This is a genomic window from Nocardioides sp. (genome assembly GCF_031397825.1).
Classification (GTDB): domain Bacteria; phylum Actinomycetota; class Actinomycetes; order Propionibacteriales; family Nocardioidaceae; genus Nocardioides.
In genome coordinates, this window is sequence record NZ_JANNML010000085.1 from 1 (window position 1) to 18496 (window position 18496).

Annotated in this window: 18 protein-coding genes and 1 tRNA gene; 2 read left to right on the plus strand and 17 right to left on the minus strand. The window is 71.6% G+C overall.

Going from position 1 to position 18496, the window contains the following annotated elements; translation table 11 throughout:
• Positions 1-227: 227 nt before the first annotated feature.
• The 13 genes from RMN98_RS07310 to RMN98_RS07370 all read right to left on the minus strand — a co-directional run bounded on the left by RMN98_RS07310 (position 228) and on the right by RMN98_RS07370 (position 10019).
• Positions 228-301, minus strand: a tRNA-Pro gene (locus RMN98_RS07310).
• 84 nt (positions 302-385) lie between these two features.
• Positions 386-949, minus strand: a complete 564-nt coding sequence (locus RMN98_RS07315) for a DinB family protein (protein WP_309648149.1) — start codon at positions 947-949, stop codon at positions 386-388.
• Between the two features lie 25 nt (positions 950-974).
• Positions 975-1931: a hypothetical protein gene (locus RMN98_RS07320; RefSeq protein ID WP_309648150.1), complete on the minus strand. Its 957-nt coding sequence runs from the start codon at positions 1929-1931 to the stop codon at positions 975-977.
• A gap of 19 nt (positions 1932-1950) precedes the next feature.
• Complete coding sequence (gene der / locus RMN98_RS07325) at positions 1951-3306, minus strand: ribosome biogenesis GTPase Der (protein WP_309648151.1); 1356 nt, start codon at positions 3304-3306, stop codon at positions 1951-1953.
• On the minus strand, positions 3303-4052 hold the full coding sequence (locus RMN98_RS07330; RefSeq protein WP_309648152.1) for a lysophospholipid acyltransferase family protein: 750 nt from the start codon (positions 4050-4052) through the stop codon (positions 3303-3305). The genes der and RMN98_RS07330 overlap by 4 nt, the downstream gene beginning before the upstream one ends.
• Positions 4049-4705: a (d)CMP kinase gene (gene cmk / locus RMN98_RS07335; protein ID WP_309648153.1), complete on the minus strand. Its 657-nt coding sequence runs from the start codon at positions 4703-4705 to the stop codon at positions 4049-4051. Before cmk ends, RMN98_RS07330 begins: the two co-directional genes overlap by 4 nt.
• Before the next feature lie 41 nt (positions 4706-4746).
• Positions 4747-5838 carry a prephenate dehydrogenase gene (locus tag RMN98_RS07340; protein ID WP_309648154.1) on the minus strand — a complete coding sequence of 364 codons (1092 nt, stop codon included), beginning with the start codon at positions 5836-5838 and terminating at the stop codon, positions 4747-4749.
• Positions 5831-6214, minus strand: a complete 384-nt coding sequence (gene aroH, locus RMN98_RS07345) for a chorismate mutase (protein ID WP_309648155.1) — start codon at positions 6212-6214, stop codon at positions 5831-5833. Before aroH ends, RMN98_RS07340 begins: the two co-directional genes overlap by 8 nt.
• 273 nt (positions 6215-6487) lie before the next feature.
• Positions 6488-7252 carry a pseudouridine synthase gene (locus RMN98_RS07350; protein WP_309648156.1) on the minus strand — a complete coding sequence of 255 codons (765 nt, stop codon included), beginning with the start codon at positions 7250-7252 and terminating at the stop codon, positions 6488-6490.
• Positions 7249-8004, minus strand: coding sequence for an SMC-Scp complex subunit ScpB (gene scpB / locus RMN98_RS07355; RefSeq protein WP_309648157.1), 756 nt, complete (start codon positions 8002-8004; stop codon positions 7249-7251). Before scpB ends, RMN98_RS07350 begins: the two co-directional genes overlap by 4 nt.
• Entirely contained in the window at positions 8001-8852 is an 852-nt protein-coding gene (locus tag RMN98_RS07360) for a segregation/condensation protein A (protein WP_309648158.1), read from the minus strand. Before RMN98_RS07360 ends, scpB begins: the two co-directional genes overlap by 4 nt.
• A 7-nt stretch (positions 8853-8859) precedes the next feature.
• Entirely contained in the window at positions 8860-9180 is a 321-nt protein-coding gene (locus RMN98_RS07365; RefSeq protein ID WP_309648159.1) for a hypothetical protein, read from the minus strand.
• Positions 9181-9182: 2 nt separating this feature from the next.
• A complete protein-coding gene (locus RMN98_RS07370; protein WP_309648176.1) occupies positions 9183-10019 on the minus strand; it encodes a ParA family protein in 837 nt (278 codons plus the stop codon).
• Between the two features lie 405 nt (positions 10020-10424).
• Here RMN98_RS07370 and RMN98_RS07375 point away from each other — a divergent pair, with 405 nt between their 5' ends.
• On the plus strand, positions 10425-11663 hold the full coding sequence (locus RMN98_RS07375; RefSeq protein WP_309648160.1) for a glycosyl hydrolase: 1239 nt from the start codon (positions 10425-10427) through the stop codon (positions 11661-11663).
• Positions 11664-11819: 156 nt separating this feature from the next.
• On the plus strand, positions 11820-12449 hold the full coding sequence (locus RMN98_RS07380; RefSeq protein WP_309648177.1) for a sulfotransferase: 630 nt from the start codon (positions 11820-11822) through the stop codon (positions 12447-12449).
• Positions 12450-12889: 440 nt separating this feature from the next.
• Here RMN98_RS07380 and RMN98_RS07385 read toward each other — a convergent pair whose 3' ends face one another.
• The 4 genes from RMN98_RS07385 to RMN98_RS07400 form a co-directional block, all read right to left on the minus strand.
• The gene (locus tag RMN98_RS07385; protein WP_309648161.1) at positions 12890-15472 is read right to left on the minus strand and encodes a DUF3516 domain-containing protein; all 2583 of its coding nucleotides are present in this window, start codon (positions 15470-15472) and stop codon (positions 12890-12892) included.
• A gap of 18 nt (positions 15473-15490) precedes the next feature.
• Entirely contained in the window at positions 15491-16432 is a 942-nt protein-coding gene (xerD, locus tag RMN98_RS07390; protein WP_309648162.1) for a site-specific tyrosine recombinase XerD, read from the minus strand.
• 13 nt (positions 16433-16445) lie between these two features.
• Positions 16446-17561, minus strand: a complete 1116-nt coding sequence (gene ald / locus RMN98_RS07395; protein WP_309648163.1) for an alanine dehydrogenase — start codon at positions 17559-17561, stop codon at positions 16446-16448.
• An 82-nt stretch (positions 17562-17643) separates the two neighbouring features.
• Positions 17644-18492, minus strand: a complete 849-nt coding sequence (locus RMN98_RS07400; protein WP_309648164.1) for an MBL fold metallo-hydrolase — start codon at positions 18490-18492, stop codon at positions 17644-17646.
• Positions 18493-18496: the final 4 nt, after the last annotated feature.

Consider the following 18496-nt stretch of genomic DNA (forward strand, 5'->3'; position numbering starts at 1 on the left):
TTGAGCCAGGGCAGCGACTGGGCGCTGACGAGCATGGTGACGTTGGTGGTCCGAGTGACCCAGGCGTCGCGTCGCCAGTCCGCGCGCTGGCCGCAAGAACTTTCAGCCCGAACTTTGCCCGAACAGCCGTCGATTTCTGAGGACGAGTCTCAAAGAAGCTCGACGTCCTGGACATAAAAACCGGCCCTGACCTGCAGTGATGCAGGTCAAGGCCGGTCTTTCTTCGGTCGGGCTGACAGGATTTGAACCTGCGACCCCTTGACCCCCAGTCAAGTGCGCTACCAAGCTGCGCCACAGCCCGAACGCCCGGTGCGGGCCGGTCAGACCGGCCGTTTCCCAAGCGCGTGAACCCTACAACAGGGCGGCACGCACCTGGGAATCGGGCTCACCCCATCGACTTCTGGCCGTCGATGCTCTCGCGCAGGATGTCGGCGTGGCCGGCGTGCTGGGAGGTCTCCGCGACCAGGTGCAGGAAGACGCGGCGCGCCGACCAGCTGGCGCCGGGCTCGAACCATGGGGCCGCGGGCAGCGGCTGGCGGCCGTCGAGGTCGACGGTGCGCACGAGCTCGTCGGTGGCGGCCGCGCTCTCGTCGTAGGCCGCCAGGACGCCCGCGAGGGTCTCGCCCTGCAGCATCCGGAATCCGTCCTGGTAGGCCTGGACCTCGGGCGGCGGGTTGCTCCAGTCGATGCTCGCCCAGTCGATGCCCTCCTGCTCGACCGGCCCCTCGAGCACGAACCTCGCCCACTCGCTCTCGGTGGAGGTCACGTGCTTGACCAGGCCACCCAGGCAGAGGTTGCTGGCGGTGGGGCTCAGGCCCGCCTGCTCATCACTGAGGCCCTGCACGGTGTGCCGGAAGAGGTCGCGGTGCTTGTGGAGCGAGTCGAGCAGGTCGGCCCGCTCGCCCGTCGTCGACGTGGAGGCGGTCGTGGTCTCGGCGTTGGTCGTCATGCGTCGACCCTAGGTGGAGATCAGGTCAGCTCCTGGCCTCAATAGCCGCCGAGTTCGGCGAGACCTGCAGCGAGGAGGTGTCCACGGCGACGAAGGCGGAGGCCGGGATCGTCTTCAGTTCCTCGATCAGCCGCTCGGGCCAGGCCGCGTGCTGCTCGCCCTGGAAGAACCACGGCGAGCCGTTGTCGGCGAGCACCAGGCCGTAGGTCTTCATGGCCAGCACCACCCGTTGGGCGTACGACGACAGACCGGCCGCCGACCAGCCCGGACGCAGCCGGAACCGGGCGCCCATGGGCGGGTAGGCCAGGCTCGAGCGGGACCCGGCGTCGTGGCGGGCCGGCCAGAGGTGGTGCTTGCTGGTGATGTCGGTCGTGAAGCGGATGGCGTGGTCGATCTCGTCGTCGCGGACCTCGTTCCACCTCAGGAGGCCCGGGAGGATCGGCAGGCCCGCGGCGTCCGCCGACGTCCACCCGTCGGGCCGCAGGGCGTTGCTGCGCAGCGACCACACGGCCCCGGAGCCGGCCCGCCAGCGACCGTCGCGCAGCCGGGTGTCGTAGGTCTCGTAGAGCCGGCAGCGGCCGCGGTCGACGACGATCGCGTGCCGGTCACCGTCGGAGGACCGACCGCCCTCGATGCGGGTGTCCGGGCCGAGCGGGTAGCGCACGCGGTCGGACTCGTCGGCGTACGTGAACCGCACGGGCACCTTCGTGTGGCTGGAGCGGACCACGGTGACCGGGATGCCGTAGTCGGGGCCGTCGCCGAAGGACGGACCGAAGTCGGGGTGCAGGTCGGAGCCGGTGGACATGTGGGAGAGCCACTGGGCGCTCCTGCCGTGCACGGGCAGCGACGAGACGTCCGCGTGCCACCAGTTGTCGGCCGGGAAGACCGAGCACGTCGTCGACGCCACCGGGGCTGCAGCCGCAGACGGGACGAGCGCCACGAGGGCGAGCACCCCCACGGCCGTGGTGATCCGGACCCTCATGACGCTCCCCTGTCGTGGACTACCGCTTGCGCTTCTCTCGGGGTCGCTGCTGCAGGATGATCGGCGTGCCGGCGAAGCCGAACTCCTCGCGCAGCCGCCGCTCGATGTAGCGCTCGTAGCCTGCATCCAGCTTGCCGCTGGTGAACAGGATGAACGTCGGAGGCGCCGTTGTCGCCTGCGTGCCGAAGAGGATCTTGGGCTGCTTGCCACTGCGCACCGGGTGCGGGTGCTCGGCGACCAGGCGACCGAGGAACGCGTTGAGCGTGCCGGTGGAGATGCGGGTCTCCCAGCCGGCCAGCGCCTTCTCGATCGCGGGGACGAGCCGGTCGACGTGCCAGCCGGTCCGCGCGGTGATGTTGATGCGAGGCGCCCACTGCACCTGCACGAGGTCGCGCTCGATCTCGCGCTCGAGGTAGTAGCGGCGCTCCTCGTCGACGAGGTCCCACTTGTTGAACGCGATGACCAGCGCGCGACCGGCGTCACGGATGGTCTGGATGATCCGGATGTCCTGCTCCGAGAGCGACTGCCCACCGTCGACGACGAGGACCGCGAGCTCGGCGCGGTCGATGGCGGTCGTCGTGCGCAGCGAGGCGTAGTACTCGTGGCCCGACGCCTCCTTGACCCGCTTGCGGATGCCGGCGGTGTCGATGAAGCGCCAGGTCTGGCCGCCCAGCTCGATCAGCTCGTCGACGGGGTCGACGGTCGTGCCTGCGACGTTGTCGACGACCACGCGGTTCTCCCCCGCCAGGCGGTTGAGCAGCGAGGACTTGCCGACGTTGGGCTTGCCGACGATCGCGATGCGTCGCGGGCCACCCATCTCGCCGATGCGCTCGGGCGGCGGCTCGGGCAGCGCGGCCAGGACTGCGTCGAGCATGTCGCCCGAGCCGCGGCCGTGCAGGGCGGAGACGGGGTAGGGCTCGCCCAGCCCGAGGTTCCACAGCCCGTAGGCCTCGGCCTCGGTGCGTTGGTCGTCGACCTTGTTGGCCGCCAGCACCACCGGCTTGCCGGACTTGCGCAGGATCTTGACGACCGCCTCGTCCTGGTCGGTGATGCCCACCCCGGCGTCGACGACGAAGAGGACGGCATCGGCCAGCGTCACGGCGATCTCGGCCTGGGCGGAGATGCTCAGCGCCAGACCCTTGGCATCGGGGTCCCAGCCGCCGGTGTCGACGACCGTGAAGGCGCGACCGTTCCAGTTGGCGTCGTAGGAGACCCGGTCGCGGGTCACGCCCGGCACGTCCTCCACGACCGCCTCGCGGCGGCCGATGATCCGGTTGACCAGGGTCGACTTGCCCACGTTGGGCCGTCCCACCACTGCCAGGACGGGCACGGGCCCGTCCGTCGTCGTCTCGTCGGGCTCCAGCGTCTCGCTCACGTCGTCGTTCCTGTCACGCCACCGGAGGGGTCGGGCAGCTGCTCACCGGCTGGGAGCGGGCCCGGGAGGCTGCGGCCGGTGGCCGCCAGCGCCTCACGTAGATCATGGAGCATGCGCTCGCGCAGCTCGAGGGAGGCCTGCTCGACGTCGTCGCGTCGGCGGGGCCAGGGGGTCGGGTCGAGGGAGTACGGCGCCGCGAAGACCAGCTCGAGGCGGCGACCGCGCAGCGGGATCGAGCCGGTGTGGCCGCCAGGCTCGCGGGTGCCGATCATGGTGACCGGGACGATCGGAGCGCCGGTGACCAGGGCGAGGTAGGCCGCACCGCGGTGGAAGCGCTCGAGCTCACCGGAGCCGCGGTGGCCCTCGGGGAAGATCCCGACGGCGCCGCCGTCGCGCAGCACACGCACGGCGAGCTTCACCGCGCGGGGGTCGGTGGCATCGCGGTCGAGCGGGATCTGGCCGGAGTGGCGCAGGAAGCCGCCCATGCGTCCGGCGAACATCTCGATCTTGGTCAGCGCGTGCACCGGCCGCGGCGCGAAGACCGCCAGCAGGGGCCCGTCGATCACCCCGACGTGGTTGGCCGCGAAGACCACCGGCCCCGCGGCCGGGACCAGCTCGGCGCCGTGCACCTGCACGTCGTACCGACGACGGAGCAGCCAGCGCGACAGCGGCCGCAGGCCGCGCAGCATCCAGGTCGGCGGGTGGGGCGTCGTGGTCGTGCGCGGCAGGGTGTCGTGGACGCTCATGACCCGGCCTCGAGGACCAGCCCGACGACGAGGTCGATGACCTCCTCGAGGGAGTACGGCGTGGTGTCGACGTGGACGGCGCCGTCGGCCCGGACGAGGGGTGCAGTGGCACGCCCGGAGTCGATGCGGTCACGCTCAGCGAGGACCTGCGCGGTGGCGGCCACGTCGGAGCCGCCCTGCTCGGCGGCGCGACGCAGGGCCCGTGCCTCGGTGTCGGCCGTGAGGTAGAGCTTGACGTCGGCCCGCGGCCAGACGACGGAGCCGATGTCACGGCCCTCGACGACGATGCCGCCGTCGGTGGTCGCGTCCTCGATGATGGCGCGCTGGAGCTCCAACAGGCGCGCCCGCACGGCCGGGACGGTGCTCACGGGCGAGACGTGGCGGGTGACCTCGTCGCTGCGGATCGCCACGGCCACGTCGACGCCGTCGATCTCGATCGTGGGGCCGGTCGGGTCGGTGCCGGAGACGATCGGCGCCTCGTCACAACGGGCGGCGACGGCCTCGGCGTCGTGCACGTCGACGCCCTCGCGCAGCATCCACCAGGTGATCGCGCGGAACTGCGCGCCGGTGTCGAGGTAGCGCAGGCCCAGACGGGTCGCGACGCCGCGGCAGGTGCTCGACTTGCCCGACCCGGAGGTCCCGTCGACAGCCACCACCACACGAGACCCAGCACTGCTCACCACGGGAGGGCACCTTACCGGTGCGTCACCCATCCCCGGGATTCGAGAGAGGCGAGCAGGTGGTCGATCCGGTCCACGTCGACGACCAGCTCGACCAGGCCGACGGGTCTCCCGGGGTCGTGGTCGATGCGGACGTCCTCGATGTTGACCTCGCTGGCGCCGGCGTCGGCGAAGAGCCGCGCGAGCTCGCCCGGGTGGTCGGGCACAGCGACGAAGACCCTGCCGCTGGGGCGCGCCGGGCCACCGTGCTTGCCCGGGATCGCCTGGGTGCCGGCCACGCCCTGGCTCAGGACGGCCTCGAGACCGGTCCGGTCCCCCGCACCCAGCGCCTCGATGAGCGTGTCCAAACTCTCCCGGACCCCGCCGAGGAGGGCCGCGACCGCCGTGGCGTTGGCCGACACGATCTGGCCGTAGAGGCGCGGGTCGCCCGCGGCCACACGGGTGACGTCGCGCACGCCCTGCCCCGAGAGCGCGAGGTGGTCGCTCGGCGCGTCCGCGAGGGCCCCGGCGGCCAGGGCGGCCATCAGGTGAGGCAGGTGCGAGGTGCGGGCGACGGCCTTGTCGTGCTCGTCGGGCGTCAGCCGGACAGGCACAGCGCCGCAGAGCGCCGCCAGGGCCTCGACCAGGTCGACAGCGCGAGGGTCGGCGGTGGCGTGGGCGGTCACCGCCCAGGGGCGGCCGTCGAAGAGCGACGAGCTAGCGGCGAGGGGGCCGGAACGCTCGCTGCCCGCCATCGGGTGTCCGCCGACGTAGTTCCGGAGGGCGGGGTGAGCAGCGACCGCCGCCAGCGGGCCGGCCTTCACGCTGCCGACGTCGGTGACGAACGCGCCGGAGTCGAGGGCCCGGGCGATCTGCTGGCCCAGGTGGTCGGGGGGTACGGCGACCACGACGAGCTGGGGCCGGTCCTCGTCGGTCCTGACCCGACCGGCTCCCAGCCCCGAGGCCGTGCGCAGGTGGTCGTCGGAGGGATCGGTCAGCAGGACCTCGAGGCCCGCACGGCGACAGGCCAGGCCCATCGAGGTGCCGATCAGGCCGACGCCGACGATCTCGACCGGGCCGACCAGCGCCTCACTCGTCCGGGCCTCACTCGTCCGGGCCTCACTCATCCGGCACGGACCTGACCCGCGTGAGGTCGGAGCGCAGCGCGGCCGCGCCGTGGAGGTAGACATGGGTGATGTCAGCGCGGGGCAGGTCGGTCTCGACGTGGGCCATCATCCGGACCACGCGGGGCATCGAGCCCTCGATCTCGAGCTCGCGCGCGCAGATCAGCGGCACCTCGCCGAAGCCCAGCCCGCGGGCGGCGTAGGCGGGGAACTCCGAGACCAGGTCGCTGGTGGTGGTGAAGATCACCGAGATGAAGTCGTCGACCTCGAGGCCGTTGGAGGTCATCACGTCCGTGACCATCTCGGCCACCCGCTCGAGCATCTGCTCGCGCACGTCCTCGTCGAGCTGGGTCGCTCCCCGCACCGCTCGCACTGCCACGTCTGCTCCTCGTCCCGCGTCGTCGGGCCGTCCTCGGGCCCTCCCTGGTCGCGAGCAAGGCTAGTGCCCGGGCTGGGGGCGCCGGGCGCGGCGCCGTCAGGCGGGCTGGTCGTCGCCGAAGAACCCGTGGTCGCCCGACACGTCGTACGCCGGGCGGGCGGTGACCCGGGGGTGCGATGACGCCCCCGGCCGGGATAGTCCCTCACGCAAGCGTCGTCTCCGGAGCCGCGGGACCACGCTGGCGTTAGGGACTACCCCGACGAAGCCGTCACGTCAGAGCTGGGCGTTGTCCAGCAGCTCGCCGAGCTCGTCGTTGGTGAGGTCGCGCAGGCCGCCGCTGGGCAGCTGGGCGAGCTGGACCGGTCCGATCGCGGTGCGGGTCAGCCGGCGCACGGGGTGGCCGAGCTGCTCGAGCAGCCGTCGCACGATCCGGTTGCGACCCTCGTGGATGACCAGCTCGACGATCGACTTGGCGCCGCGACCTCGCCCGGAGACGCTGATGATCCTGGCCGCGGTCACGGTCACGGGGCCGTCGTCGAGCGTGACGCCCTCGCGCAGCTCGGCGACGGTCGCCTTGGTGACCTCGGCGTCGACCTCGGCGACGTAGGTCTTGTCGACCTCGTAGGACGGGTGCGCCATGCGCTGCGCGAAGTCGCCGTCGTTGGTGAGCAGCAGCAGCCCGGAGGTGTCGGTGTCGAGGCGACCGACGTGGAAGAGCCGCTCGGACCGGTGCGCGACGACGTCGCTGATCGTGCGGCGTCCCTCGGGGTCCGACATCGTCGAGACGACGCCACGCGGCTTGTTGAGCACGAGGTAGACCAGCTCGGAGACCGGCGGCAGCCGCTTTCCGCTGACCCTGATCACCGCGGTGCGGGGGTCGACCTTGGTGCCGAGGCGGGTGATGGTCTCCCCGTCGACGACGACCTCGCCGTCGAGCATCAGCTCCTCGCACTTGCGACGCGACGCGACGCCCGACTGCGCGAGCAGCTTCTGCAGGCGGATCAGGCCGTCCTCGTCGGTGGCGATCTCACGGCTCATGGCTGGTCCTCGGTCACGGGGTCATCCTCCGGCACCCCCGAGTCGGCGGGTACGGCGGCCTCGACCGCAGCGTCGCCGGCCCCCACCGCAGCAGCCGCCTCGCCGGCGGAGCCCGCCGCGCTCTCGTGCGGCATCTCGGAGGCGGCCATCTCGGCGAGCTCGTCCTCGAGGTCGTCGAGGTCGGGCAGGTAGGGCGCGAGCTCCGGCAGGTCCTGCAGCGACGTGACGCCGATCCGCTCGAGGAAGTAGGTCGACGTGCGGAACAGGTTGGCGCCCGTCTCGCCGTCCTGCCCGGCCTCCTCGACCAGCCCGCGCGAGATCAGGGTGCGCATGACCCCGTCGACGTTGACGCCACGGATCGCCGAGACCCGCGCGCGCGAGACCGGCTGCTTGTAGGCCACGACCGCGAGGGTCTCCAGCGCCGCGTTGGTGAGCCGCGCCTGCTGGCCCTCGAGCACGAATGCCTCCACCACGGCGGCGTAGGCGTCCCGCGAGTAGAACCGCCACCCACCGCCGACGTTGCGCAGCTCGAAGCCGCGCCCCTGCTCGGTGTACTCCGCGGCCAGCGCGTGGAGCGCCCCGGTCACCTCGTCGACCGGGTAGCCCACCGCCGACGCCAGGCTGGCGTCGTCGAGCGGCTGGTCGGAGATCATCAGCACCGCCTCGAGGGAGGGCCGCAGCTCGGCCAGCGGTACGGCGAGCAGCTCGCCCTCGTCGGTGGCCCCTGACTCGGGGGCCGGGGTCTCGCTCATGGTGTCTCCTCGTCGACGGGAGCGCCCTCGTCGGGCGGTGCTCCGTCGAACTCGTCGGTGATCTCGATCTCGTCGTCCTCGCCACCGGTCCAGCGGATGGTCAGCTCGCCCAGCGCGGTGACCTGCTCGAAGGCGACGGCGCCCTCGCGGAAGAGCTCGAGCAGGGACAGGAAGCGGGCCACGGTCGTGAGCCGGTCGGGCGAGTCCCGGCACAAGGACCGGAAGGTGAGGGTGCCGGAGCGGCGCAGCCGCTCCATCACGATCGCGCCCTGCTCGCGCACGCTGACCTTGGCCGCGTGGATGTGCTGGAGCGAGACCTCGAGCACCGGCTTGGGCTCCAGCGCCTTGGCGGCCAGCTGGGCGAACTGGTCGAGCCCGATGCCGATCAGCACCTCGGGCAGCAGCGTCGCGAAGCGGTCCTCGAGACCGACCGCGCGCGGGTAGCGCCGCGACTCCTCGGCCAGACGGACCTCGAGGAAGCCCGCGACCTGCTTGAACGCCTTGTACTGCATGAGCCGGGCGAAGAGCAGGTCACGCGCCTCGAGCAGCGCCAGGTCCTCCTCGTCCTCGACGTCGCCCTGCGGCAGCAGCCGAGCGGCCTTGAGGTCGAGCAGGGTCGAGGCGACCAGCAGGAACGACGTCGTCTGCTCCAGGTCCCAGACCGGGCCGCCGACCTTGACGAAGGTGATGAACTCCTCGGTCACCTTGGCCAGCGCCACCTCGGTGACGTCGAGCTTGTGCTTGGAGATCAGGCTCAGCAGGAGGTCGAAGGGCCCCTCGAAGTTGTCGAGCCGCAGCTCGAAGCCCGGAGTCTCACCGGTCTCGCCCGGGGTGACGAGGCTGGTCATCCGCCCGTCATCCGTCGGTCAACCGCCGCACCAGCACGCTGTCGGCGCCGTGGGTGTCGAAGTCGGCCAGGACCAGCGCCACCGCCTCGCGCACGAGGCGGCCGCGGTCGACGGCCAGGCCGTGACCGGCACGCAGCGCGAGCCGGGCGTGCTCGATCTGGAGCAGCTCGTCGGAGGTGACGTAGACGGTCATCTTCTCGTCGTGCCGGATCCGACCCGACGGCTTGGCCGGGGCGGCCGCCTCGGGCGTCGTCTCGGCCGGCTCGGGAGCGTCGGGGACGGCACGCACGGCTGCGGTGGGCCGGAACAGGTCGTCGGCCGCGGGCATGCTCACACGTCGAGACACCGGGCCACCACCTCCTTGGAGAGCTGGCGGTAGGAGTCGGCACCGGCAGACGACGAGGCGTAGGTCGTGATCGGCTCGCCGGCCACGGTCGAGTCGGAGAACTTCACGGTGCGGCGGATCACGGTGTGGAAGACCTTGTCGCCCCACGCCTGGACCAGCCGGTCCATGACCTCGCGCGAGTGCAGGGTGCGGCCATCGAACATCGTGCCGAGGACGCCGTCGATCTCCAGACGCGGGTTGAGACGCTCGCGGACCTTGTCGATCGTGGTCTTGAGCAGCGCCACGCCGCGCAGCGCGAAGTATTCACACTCCAGGGGCACGATCACGCCGTGGGAGGCGGTGAGCGCGTTGACCGTCAGCAGCCCCAGGGAGGGCTGGCAGTCGATGAGGATGACGTCGTAGGTCTCGAGGGCCGGCGCCAGCACCCGCTGGAGGGTCTGCTCGCGCGCCACCTCGTGCACCAGCTGCACCTCGGCGGCCGACAGGTCGATGTTGGAGGGCAGCAGGTCCATGCCGGGCACCCCGGACGGCACGACGACGTCCTCGACCTTGACGTCACGCTCCATCAGCAGGTTGTAGATCGTCAGGTCCATCTCGTGCGGGTTGAGGCCCAGGCCGACCGACAGCGAGCCCTGCGGGTCGAAGTCGACGAGCAGGACCTTGCGGCCGTACTCCGCCAGTGCGGCACCCAGGTTGATCGTGGTCGTGGTCTTGCCGACCCCGCCCTTCTGGTTGCACATCGAGATCACGCGGGCGTTGCCGTGGCTGGTGAGCACCGACGGCTCGGGCAGGTGCGGCATCGGGCGACCGGTCGGGCCCATCACGACGGGACCGTCAGTGGGAGCAGCGCTCTCGCGTACGACGGAGGGCGCCTCGTTGCTGGCCGCCACCTCGGGCACACCGCCACGGTGCGACTCCTCCTTGGGGGCCTCCTCGCGCCGGATCGGCTTCTCGAACGGCAGCGGGTCGTTGAGGGGATGGTCAGACACGTCATCTCCGAGCGGTGGGGAAGGGACCGGCGCCCTCGGCGGCATCGCCGGGGCGGAGCTCCCGCCGAATCCGGGGAACATCTGGTTGTCGCTCATGTGCCACTCCTAGGTCCGGTCCGGGGGTCCTGCTCCCCCATCACACAATGTCGACACGACGACATTGCGGCGACTCGCCGCGGACTCTAGGTCCGGTCCTGTTCGGCGGGCAAACGAGGGTCGGGGTGAGACACTGGAGGGGTGCGTCGACGAGCAGCTCGGGTCCTGGAGGTCGGCGCTCTCGTCCTCGTCCTCGTCGTGCTGGCCGGTGGCGGCGTCGTGCTCATGACGGGCTCCGACGGCGACGACCGGCCCTCGGCCACCGGGAGCCCGACCGCGAGCCCGACCGGCACCCCGACGCCGTCACCCGGCATCAGCCCCACTACCGAGCCGACCGTCCCCACACCCTCGACCGCCATCACCCCAACGCCCGCCTGCATGCCCGACGTAGCGCTGGTCGACGAGGACGCCACGGCCGAGGCCCGCTGCCTCGCCCAGACGCTCGACACCTGGCAGCGCGACGGGGTCATGGGCGTGGGCCAGCAGCTCAACCTCTCCAACGAGGCCTACCAGGCGCCGCTGAGGCAGCTGGGAGGACGCTCGGTGGCACTGGTCGGCTTCGACCTGCAGGAGCTCGAGCAGAGCGAGGGCTTCGGCTTCTACGACCCGCCCCTCCAGCGGCTCCTCGAGCTTGCGGCCGACGGCGTCGTCCTCACCGCCTCGTGGCACACACCCAACCCCGACAGCGGCCTCGACGCCCGCGACCGGCGGTGGACCGACCTGAAGGCCCTGCTCGAGCCGGGGACCTCCCAGGCCGTGGCGTTCTGGGCCGACTACGACGCCAAGCTCGAGCTGCTCAAGCGGCTCCAGTCCGGAGACGGCGGGCTCCACCAGCCGGCCGCCGTCCTGTTCCGCCCCCTCCACGAGGCCAACGGCGACTGGTTCTGGTGGGGTCAGCCCGACCCGGAGGACTACCGTGCGCTGTGGGCCGCGATGCAGGAGCGCGCCATCGACGCCGGCGTCCACAACATCGTCTGGGGCTGGTCGGCCAACGTGGTCAGCTACGACGGCATCGCCGACCCCCTCACCCTGGTGCCCGAGGCGGTCGACCTGGTCGGCATCGACTCCTACGACCCGGTCGGCGACGGCTCCGGTCAGGCCGACCCGCTCGACCTGACCGGTCTCGTCGAGCTCGCCGCCGCCCACCCCCGCACTGCGGTCACCGAGGCCGGACCGCACGGCAGCATGGACGGCGACTGGGACCCCACGGTCATCGCCCGCTCGGCGCTGGCGGTCGGGGTGCGCCCGACCTACGCGCTGCTGTGGTTCGACGACGGCAGCGGCTCCGACGGCTACACCGGAGCCAAGCAGATCAGCTCGCTGCGGGGTGGCCGAGCTTGGCTCGACAGCTGCCCCGACGGGCTGTGCCCCCTCCCCTGATCGCCGAGTCGGCGCGATGTTGCACCGCGTACGCCGAGTCGGCGCGATGTTGCACCGCGTACGCCGAGTCGGCGCGATGTTGCACGGTGAGGGGGACTCTGGCTGCCGGCAACGACCCAGCAAACGCTCACGGCCTGACCTAGAGTCCATGTGGTGATGCGACTGATCGGCGCCGGACTCCCCCGCACCGGCACCACGTCGTTGCGCGAGGCCCTGCGACACCTGCTGGACGCGCCGGTCTACCACATGAGCGAGGCCCTCGCGCACCCCGAGCACGCCGCGACCTGGGTGGCCGCGATCGAGGGGCGCCCACCGGTGTGGCACGACTTCCTCGCGTCGTACGCCGCCGGGGTGGACGTCCCGGTCGCGAGCTGCTGGCGCCAGCTGGCCGCCGCCTACCCGGACGCCCCTGTCCTGCTGTCGCGCCGCAGCAGCGCCGAGGTCTGGCAGCGCAGCATGGCCGCGACCGTGCTCCCTCGCACGCGCCAGGTGCTCCTGGGCGACGACAGCCACCCGGTCGTACCGCTCTTCCGCGCGATCTTCTCGGGCATCTTCAGCGACCTCGACGACCCGCACGACCAGATGGCGGGCTACGACCGGTGGCTCACCGCGGTGCGCGACGAGGTCCCCTCCCACCGCCTCGTCGAGTGGCAGCCCGGAGACGGTTGGGAGCCGCTCTGCCGTGCTCTCGATGTCGCGGTCCCGGACCTGCCGTTCCCCCACGAGAACAGCACCGCCGACTACCTGGTCCGCGCCGAGCGACGAGCCCGGGAAGGCCGGGCTTGACATCACGGGCCCGAAGCGTCGCATCGACTGGTCCGCCTACAACGATGCGCAGGTCGGTCGGGTCCCACGGCCCCTGTGTCGTGAGGCCATCGCCCACGCCGGCCCCGGGGCCGGCCGTCGTGCGGTCGAGCTGGGCGCAGGAGCGGGCATCGAGACCACGGCCCTGCTCGAGGCCGGCTGGCGCGTGACGGCGGTCGACGGCGACCCCGCCCTGCGGGAGCGTTTGGTCGAGCCGGGCGGCCTGGACGTCCTCGTCGCTGCCCCGTGACGAGGTCGATGCGCTCCTGGGAGGGCTGGAGGTGGTGGCCGTCGACGAGGAGGAGCGCGACGGCGCAGCGTTCAGCGGCCCCCAGCACTGGCACGTGTTCCACGTGATCGCCCGCCAGCCGTCGACCCCGCCGTCGACCCCGCCGTCGACCCCGCCGTCCACAGAGGACGACCTAGTCCCCCAGGCAACGCATCCCGGTCGTGGTGAGCACCAGCTCGCCGAGCTCGTCGGAGGCGTCCAGGTCGACCACGGCCTCGATCACCCAGTCGTGGTGGCCCTCCGGGTCGTGGATCGTCTGCTGCACGTCCCACCTCCGGCCGGGCGACTCGGGATCAGCGACCGACGGCGTGATCGACAGCAGTTCCGGTCCGCGCGCGTCCGGACCCATGTCGACGGTGTCGTGCTCGGCGTAGTACTCCTCGATCGCCTGGTCCCACACGGACCGGGTCACGAGCACCTCGGCCGGCGGGTCCGTGCGGTCGGCAGCAGCCCGCTCGAGCTTCATCAGCCCGTCGAGGTCGTCGCGCGCGACCAGCTCGACGCGGCGCATCATCGCGTTGCGGATCATCGTGCGGAAGGGCCGCTCCTGCGCCGAGATCGGCCGGTTCATCGGCGGCGGCGCACCCTCGGCGACGGTCCGCGCGACGTGCTCGGGGTCCGACAGCGCCTCCCACTCATCGAGGAGCGAGGAGTCCGTCTGTCGCACGGTCTCGCCGAGCCAGTCGACCAGGTCGTCCAGCTCGGGGGTCTTGTGCGCCTCGGGCACGGTCTGGCGCAGGGTGCGGTAGGCATCGGTGAGGTAGCGCAGCACCAGCCCCTCCGACCGCGCCAGCTCGTAGCGACTGACGAAGTCGGTGAAGCTCATCCCCTGCTCGTACATCTCGCGCACGATCGTCTTCGGCCCCAGCGCGTCCTCGCGCAGCCAGGGGTGCCGCTGGCGATAGATCTCGTAGGTCGCCTCGAGCAGCTCGGCCAGCGGCTGCGGCCAGGTGATCGCGTCGAGCAGCAGCATCCGCTCGTCGTACTCCAGGCCATCGGCCTTCATCTCGGCGATCGCCTCGCCCCGGGCCTGGCGTTGCTGGCCGAAGAGGATCTGTCGCGGCGCCTCCAGCACGGCCTCGATCACCGAGACGATGTCGAGCGTGTAGGTGTCGGCCTCGGGGTCGAGCACGTCGAGGGCTGCCAGCGCGAAGTGCGCGAGCGGCTGGTTGAGCGCGAAGTCGAGCGGCAGGTCGACGGTCAGCACGTGGCGACGTCCGTGCTCGTCGGGCGACTCCAGCCGCGTCACCGTGCCGGAGTGCACGAGGCTGCGCACCAGCCGCAGCGCGCGTCGCGAGAGCCGCAGTTGGCTGCGTCGGTCCTCGTGGTTGTCCTGGAGCAGGCGCCGCAGCACGGGGAAGGCGTCCTCCTCGCGGGCGAGGACGTTGATGAGCATCGCGTTGTCGACCTTCATCCGCGACTGCAGCCGCTCGGCGTCGCCGTCGACGAGCTTGTCGAAGGTCTGCTCGGTCCACACCACCGCACCCTCAGGCGGCTTGCGGAGCTGCGCCTTGCTCTTGCGCTTGGCCTGCTTCTCCGCGCTCATCGCGGCGTTCTTGGCCTCGGCCTTGGCCTTGGCCCGCTCGTTCTCGATCGTGTGCTCCGGAGCCTGTACGACGACGTACCCGGCCGTGTCGAAGCCCGCCCGGCCGGCGCGCCCCGCGATCTGGAGGAACTCCCGCGTGCGCAGGACGCGGGCGCGGCTGCCGTCGAACTTGGCGAGCCCCGTGAACAGCACGGTGCGGATCGGGACGTTGATGCCCACACCCAGGGTGTCGGTGCCGCAGATGACCGTCAGCAGCCCGGCCTGGGCGAGCTGCTCGACGAGCCGGCGGTAGCGCGGAAGCATGCCCGCGTGGTGCACCCCGATGCCGCGGCGCAGCATCTTGGACAGCGTCTTGCCGAAGCCCGAGCCGAAGCGGAAGGGGCCGATCTTGTCGGTGATCGCGTCCTTCTCGGCCTGGCTCAGCTTGCCGATCGCAGAGCTCGGCGAGAGCAGGCTGGTGGCGTGCTCGACGGCGTCCTTCTGCGTGAAGTGCACGACGTAGACCGGCGCCTGGTGGGTCTCGACGAGCTCGACGACGGTCTCGTCCAGCGGGGTCAGCGACCAGCGGAAGTCCAGCGGCACGGGTCGCTCGGCGTCGTCGACGACCGCCGTCTCCCGCCCGTTGCGACGGGTCAGGTCCTCGGCGATCTCGGTGACGTCGCCGAGGGTGGCGGACATCAGCAGGAACTGCGCCTGCGGCAGCTCCAGCAGCGGCACCTGCCACGCCCAGCCACGGTCGGGCTCGGCGTAGTAGTGGAACTCGTCCATGACCACGAGCCCCACGTCGGCCGACGAGCCCTCGCGCAGCGCGATGTTGGCGAGCACCTCGGCGGTGCAGCAGATGATGGGGGCGTCGGTGTTGACCGAGGCGTCGCCGGTGAGCATGCCCACGTTCTCGGCACCGAAGACGCCGCACAGCGCGAAGAACTTCTCGCTCACCAGCGCCTTGATCGGCGCGGTGTAGAAGCTGACCTCGTCCTCGGCGAGCGCCGCCATGTGCGCCCCGATCGCGACCAGCGACTTCCCCGACCCGGTCGGGGTGGCGAGGATGACGTTGCTGCCGCCGAGCAGCTCGATCACCGCCTCCTCCTGGTGCGGGTAGAGCTCGAGGCCCTCCCCGGCTGCCCAGGTGGTGATCTCGTCGTAGACCTTGTCGGCGTCCAGAGTCATGGGTGGCTCATCAGGGTGTCAGCGTGCTCTCGGGTGTGCGGTCGCGAAGACCTCGCGGAGGTTGTCGACGGTGACCAGGGTGTAGACCTGCGTCGTCGTCACGGACGCATGGCCCAGGAGCTCCTGCACGACGCGCACGTCGGCACCGCCGTCGAGCAGGTGCGTGGCGAACGAGTGTCGCATCGTGTGCGGCGACACGTCGCGGGTGACCCCCGCCCGGTCGGCCGCCTTGACCAGCACCGACCAGGCCGACTGACGCGAGAGCCGACCCCCACGGGCGTTGAGGAAGAGCGCCCCGGCCCGCTCGCTGGCCACGGCCGCCGACCCGACCGACACCAGCTCGGGTCGACCGCGCACGAGGTAGGCGGCCAGCGCGTCGCGGGCGTAGGAGCCCACCGGCACCAGCCGCTCCTTGCTGCCCTTGCCGCGCAGCAGCACCGTGCCGTCGAGGTCGTCCACGTCGTCGACGTCCAGGCCGACCGCCTCCGAGATGCGTGCCCCGGTGCCGTAGAGCACCTCGAGCAGCGCCTTGTCGCGCAGCGCCAGCGTCGTGCCCGGCGCCCCCGCCGCCTCGAGGATCGCCTCGACGTCGGAGAGCGGCAGCGCCTTGGGCAGCCGCTTGGCCGGCGTCGGCGGCTTGACGCCCGCCGCCGGGTCGGCGGTGGCCAGCCCGTCGGCGACGGCGAACTTGTGGAAGCCGCGCACCGCCACGACCGTGCGGGCCGCCGACGTCGCGCTCAGCGGCGGGTGGTCGGCGTCGCCCTCGCGCAGGCGCATGAGAAAGCCCGCCACCGTCGCCTCGCTGATCGAGTCCATGGCGTCGACCCCCGACGCGGCCAGGAAGGCGCGGTAGCGCCTGAGGTCGCGTCGGTAGGACGTCAGGGTGTTGGCAGCGAGCCCCTTCTCGACCGACAGGTGCTCGAGATAGGTGCGGATCGCACGGTCGACCGTGTCGATCATGCTGCGGTCGGGCTCAGGCGAGCACCGCGTCCAGGTCGACCGCGTCGATGCCGACGGCCTCGCCGACCGGCGTGTTGGTGAGCAGTCCCGCGTGCGTGTTGAGTCCCAGCGCCAGCGACGCGTCGCCGCGGCAGGCGCCCTGCCAGCCCTTGTCGGCCAACGCCACCGCGTAGGGCATCGTCGCGTTCGTCAGGGCGTACGTCGACGTGCGCGGCACCGCGCCGGGCATGTTGGCCACGCAGTAGAACACCGACTCGTGGACCTGATACGTCGGGTCCGCGTGCGTGGTCGCGTGGGTGTCCTCGAAGCACCCGCCCTGGTCGACCGCGATGTCGACCAGCACCGAGCCGGGCTTCATCCGCGAGACCAGGTCGTTGCTGACCAGCTTGGGCGCAGCCGCACCGGGGATCAGCACAGCGCCGATCACCATGTCGGCCTCCATGACCTGCTGCTCGATGGCCAGCCTGGACGACGCGAGCCCGCGGACCCGGTTGTCGTAGCGCCAGAACGACATCCGCAGCTTGTCGAGGTCGGTGTCGAGCAGCGTGACGTCCGCGCCCATCCCGAGCGCGATGTTGGCGGCGTTCTGCCCCGAGACACCGGCGCCGATGATGACGACCTTGGCGTTGTGCACGCCACCGACGCCGCCCATGAGGACACCGCGACCGCCCTGCGCCTTCATCATCGAGTGCGCGCCGACCTGGGGCGCGAGACAGCCCGCGACCTCCGACATCGGGTAGAGCAGCGGCAGCCCGCCCGAGGGCAGCTGCACGGTCTCGTAGGCGATGCCCGTGACCTTCGATGCGAGGAGCTGCTCGGTGAGCGGCTTGTCAGCGGCCAGGTGGAGGTAGGTGAAGAGGGTCAGGCCCTCACGCAGGCGGTGGTACTCCTCCGCGACCGGCTCCTTGACCTTGAGCACCATGTCGGCCGAGCCCCACACGTCGTCGGCGGAGTCGATGACGCTCGCGCCCGCCCCGACGTACTCCTCGTCGCTGATCGAGGAGCCCACGCCGGCGCTCTTCTCGATGACCACCTCGTGCCCGTGGGCGACCAGCTCGTGCACGCCGATGGGCGTGATCGCGACCCGGTACTCGTGGTTCTTGACTTCCTTCGGAACGCCGACCTTCACAGTGTCTCCCTCTGTCTCGCGGGCCAGATCGTGGCCTCGACGGCGACACTATCGCTCCCCGCCCCCAGACCCTGGCCCACCGTCAGGGCAGGTCGAGCACCATGCCCTCGTACGCCGCGTGGACGACGAGGTCGTCGCCTGCGAGCCGGCGGGCGTCGGCGAGGATCTCATCGACCTGGTCGTCGGTGCGGTCGGGTGCGTGGTGGAAGAGCACGACGGTCCGCACCCCGGCCTCGCGGGCCAGCTCCACGGCGTACTCCGGGCTGGCATGGCCGAGGAAGTCGACGTCGGGGAACTGCGCTGCCCGGTGCTGGGCGTCGTGGATCATCACGTCGGTGTCGCGCACCAGCTCGAGGACGTTGTCGTGCCGGGCACCGAGGCCGTCGGGACCCGGGCCCCACGAGGTCGGGTTGTGGTCGGAGACGTAGGCGACGCTCGCGCCGCCGTGCGAGACGCGGTAGCCGAGGGAGCGGCCTCCCTTGTGCGGGATCTCGCGGGCGAGCACGTCGTAGCCCTCGACCCGGTGCCGGCCCTCCTCCAGGTCGTGAAAGCTCCAGCCCGCGCCGAGCGCGGAGGGGACGACCGGGAAGTGCGGCGGCGAGAAGCACCGCTCGAGCACCTGCTCGGCCGACTCCCCCTGCGCGGGAAGGTGGATCGCGACCCGACTGCCCGCCGCGGTCCCCCCGGCGAAGAACGGGAGGCCGTGGGTGTGGTCCCAGTGGAGGTGACCCAGCAGGATCGACCCGGCGTAGGGCCGACCACCCAGGAGCGTCGTCACGGCCGCCAGACCGGTGCCGGCGTCGATCACGAGGTCGGGCGCCGTCTGCTCGTCGACGGCGAACGCCACCGACGAGGTGTGCCCGCCGAAGCGCAGGAAAGCGGCGCCAGGTGCCGGCGTCGACCCGCGGACCCCGCAGAAGGTCACTCTCATGGGG

Excerpts from the sequence above, each read along its gene's own strand:
- RMN98_RS07315 (WP_309648149.1), bottom strand. The coding sequence starts at position 949 with ATGACGACCAACGCCGAGACCACGACCGCCTCCACGTCGACGACGGGC.
- RMN98_RS07320 (WP_309648150.1), bottom strand. The coding sequence starts at position 1,931 with ATGAGGGTCCGGATCACCACGGCCGTGGGGGTGCTCGCCCTCGTGGCG.
- RMN98_RS07330 (WP_309648152.1), bottom strand. The coding sequence starts at position 4,052 with ATGAGCGTCCACGACACCCTGCCGCGCACGACCACGACGCCCCACCCG.
- RMN98_RS07340 (WP_309648154.1), bottom strand. The coding sequence starts at position 5,838 with ATGAGTGAGGCCCGGACGAGTGAGGCCCGGACGAGTGAGGCGCTGGTC.
- RMN98_RS07350 (WP_309648156.1), bottom strand. The coding sequence starts at position 7,252 with ATGAGCCGTGAGATCGCCACCGACGAGGACGGCCTGATCCGCCTGCAG.
- scpB (WP_309648157.1), bottom strand. The coding sequence starts at position 8,004 with ATGAGCGAGACCCCGGCCCCCGAGTCAGGGGCCACCGACGAGGGCGAG.
- RMN98_RS07360 (WP_309648158.1), bottom strand. The coding sequence starts at position 8,852 with ATGACCAGCCTCGTCACCCCGGGCGAGACCGGTGAGACTCCGGGCTTC.
- RMN98_RS07365 (WP_309648159.1), bottom strand. The coding sequence starts at position 9,180 with ATGCCCGCGGCCGACGACCTGTTCCGGCCCACCGCAGCCGTGCGTGCC.
- RMN98_RS07370 (WP_309648176.1), bottom strand. The coding sequence starts at position 10,019 with ATGGGCCCGACCGGTCGCCCGATGCCGCACCTGCCCGAGCCGTCGGTG.
- RMN98_RS07380 (WP_309648177.1), top strand. The coding sequence starts at position 11,820 with ATGCGACTGATCGGCGCCGGACTCCCCCGCACCGGCACCACGTCGTTG.
- RMN98_RS07385 (WP_309648161.1), bottom strand. The coding sequence starts at position 15,472 with ATGACTCTGGACGCCGACAAGGTCTACGACGAGATCACCACCTGGGCA.
- xerD (WP_309648162.1), bottom strand. The coding sequence starts at position 16,432 with ATGATCGACACGGTCGACCGTGCGATCCGCACCTATCTCGAGCACCTG.
- RMN98_RS07400 (WP_309648164.1), bottom strand. The coding sequence starts at position 18,492 with ATGAGAGTGACCTTCTGCGGGGTCCGCGGGTCGACGCCGGCACCTGGC.